This is a genomic window from Candidatus Zixiibacteriota bacterium, from assembly GCA_014728145.1.
GTDB lineage: Bacteria > Zixibacteria > MSB-5A5 > JAABVY01 > JAABVY01 > WJMC01.
The window spans coordinates 1-2,500 of record WJMC01000110.1 but is presented as its reverse complement, the minus strand read 5'-3'; the positions used below and the strand labels follow the sequence as shown (position 1 = coordinate 2,500).

At 44.2% G+C, this 2,500-nt stretch carries 4 protein-coding genes (1 of these 4 cut by a window edge); 3 read left to right on the top strand and 1 reads right to left on the bottom strand.

The genetic code is table 11. The features are described 5' to 3' along the window. Positions 1 to 269 carry the 5' portion of a DUF4878 domain-containing protein gene (locus GF404_06965; protein MBD3381921.1) on the bottom strand. 157 nt of this gene lie to the left of the window's left edge, so 269 of the gene's 426 nt are visible here — the first part of the coding sequence; its start codon is at positions 267 to 269; the stop codon falls past the left edge of the window. Positions 270 to 493: 224 nt separating this feature from the next. Here GF404_06965 and GF404_06960 point away from each other — a divergent pair, with 224 nt between their 5' ends. The 3 genes from GF404_06960 to GF404_06950 all read left to right on the top strand — a co-directional run. Next, a complete protein-coding gene (locus GF404_06960; GenBank protein ID MBD3381920.1) occupies positions 494 to 814 on the top strand; it encodes a hypothetical protein in 321 nt (106 codons plus the stop codon). Between the two features lie 284 nt (positions 815 to 1,098). After that, on the top strand, positions 1,099 to 2,244 hold the full coding sequence (locus GF404_06955; protein MBD3381919.1) for a methyltransferase domain-containing protein: 1,146 nt from the start codon (positions 1,099 to 1,101) through the stop codon (positions 2,242 to 2,244). A 91-nt stretch (positions 2,245 to 2,335) separates the two neighbouring features. Beyond that, a partial coding sequence (locus tag GF404_06950) for a hypothetical protein (protein ID MBD3381918.1) occupies positions 2,336 to 2,500 on the top strand: 165 nt, incomplete at its 3' end.

The window sequence follows — 2,500 nt, the reverse complement described above, 5'->3', positions numbered from 1 at the left end:
TAGTAAATATCGCCGATCATAAACGGCAACATCGCCTGCACCATGTCCTTTTCTTCGCGCGATGCCTTCTTCCATTCCTTCCAGAATGTGTCACCATCGATGGTGTACTGGGAAAAGGTTCTCATATCGCCGTCCTTGATAGCCTCAACACAGGTCCTTAGCGCCATCTCAGGAGTTTTTCCAAGATTGTGCTGTTGCTGGAACATGTACATGCTCAGGATCGCCATGGCGACCGCGGCAATGCCAATAAACATACGGGTAGGATTCATCTCGATGCCCTCCGGATAGGTCTATGGTGTGATTCTATATTCTATTTGTCGGAATTCGCGTTGAAAAATTGACTCCAATTCTTTTTGGCCGTTTCAATCTGGAGCGGGCTTGACCTGGTGGCAATTTATCGTAAATTGATTGCCCATGATAACAGTTAGAGCAGGGATTCAGGAGGTCATCAATCAGGCTTAAATCAAGCCAGACAGGATTCGTCGCCTGCCTGGTGTTAGTTGTAATAATGATCCTGTTCGGATTGGTAGTCGGTACCATCCTGGTCTGCGATTCTATGCACGAAGAGGCGGTCGAGAACAGCATCTGGGATAATTCCGTCCCACAGGTTAAAGCCTGGTTCGGGGAAAACGCAGAGCACCCTGATTCGATCAGATATATCAAATGGTACCCGGTTCAAAAACTGGACGATGGCAGATTCAGGGCGCGTGTGCGTTACAGCAACTTAAGCGATCCCGACAGTACCGGCTACGAAAAAACATTTGTTTTCGATTCGACGGGGGTAATAATCGAGGTTAGAGCTCTGGGAGAATAGTTTTTCCGCAAAACAGTACGAATTCCAGCCGAGTGTGTAATTGCCTGCGCTTTGATCTGCAACCTGGTTGGTTCGACGGTGCAGAGCCTGTTGAATCGTTTTTATCTTTTGAATCAACTGGGTCAACTTCTTTCTGTCTTGATATTGTTTTGTGCAAGTAATTTACTAAAAACATAAAATATGCTTCACAGAAACATTGAAATTTACTATCATAATCCGGCTTAGAATTCAGGAATTTTCTTCCTGAGCGTACAAGTAGTACACCATTGAGGGGATTAAAGTTAATGAAAAAAAGATTGAATGATGTTCTTGCATGTCCTGAATGCAAGTCAGATCTGAAGCTGAACGTAACGAAGGAAATAGATTCTGAAATAATAGAAGGCAGCCTGTTGTGTGAAAAGTGCAACACATCTTATTCCATAACTCAGGGGATACCGGTTCTGGTGAAACAAAAAGAGAAATCGTCCAGTCAAAAGAGCTGGCTGGGTGAAGAAGTTAAGCAACAAAGTAAAGTACTTTCTCGACTCTGGTTCATTGTTTCAAATATGATTGGCTTGCTGTTCTCTCCGATCCTGGCTCTTTTTGGATGGTCGCTCGATTTGATGATGCGGTTTAAAGGGCTAAAATCAGCAATCGGGATTTCCGATGTTCGCGGTTTGATGATATGGCATTTACGTTTTATGAGACCGTATGATCATCTCAGGATGATAGAGCATGCTCTGGTCCTGGATATGATTAGAAATTCAATATCAGATCAAGACCGGGAAATCATTGTAGATGTCGGGGCTGAGATTTCCTTATTTTGTTCTTATCTGGCAAAAATCGGTTATCGAACTGCCGCTCTGGACCTGGATTCCGCTCAGATGTTTTGGCAACATGAATTGTATTCGAAGAAGTATAAAGATAAAGTAAAACACCCTGTTAATTTCATTGTTGCGTCGGCCACAGATCTTCCTCTCAAAAACGATTCTGCGAATCTTTGTGCAATTTCCGTCATTGAACATATCGAGGATGATAGAGCGGTATTTTCTGAAACCGGTCGAGTAATAGGAAGCGATCACAATGCGTTCATCACATTTCTGTACCAGGAGTTTCCTCTTCGTCCGGGGCAAAAAGAGGCGGCCTGGAAAAGAGCGCGAGAGCATCATCCCGCCTATGGTCAACCCCGGAATCCAGGTACACATATTCTCGAGCCATGCGGGTGTGTCTTCGAAACAGAGCATTATTTCTGGAAAAAGCACTGCCGTAAAGTAAAAGGATTTGTCAATAAGTTGAGGATTTTTGAGAGATCTGTTCTTTTCGACTATTTCGTGTATGTGCGTCTTGCCCGCTGGGAGCAGGCCGTGTATCCGGGAAAGCAGGCCAATCAATATAAGGGCAGAGAAGAAGCTTTTCAATGGGCATTCAAGCTTTCAAAAAGTAACACATGATTTACCGGCATTTGAGTACTGGCCTGTAATGTTTTTCCTGAAAACAGATACTATTACTTGATCCTTTAAAACTATCTCGTATGTTGTCCGGATGGCAGTTTACTTCGCGGAAATGATGATCGATTTCAACGACGACAGCGGGTATATTCATACCTGCCTGAAACCTGTCGAGTCGGATTACAGCGAACCGGTCGAGACAGATTCATTTCAATTCAGCCTGATTCTCGATATGGATCAGTCCGGACGCCTGCTGGGG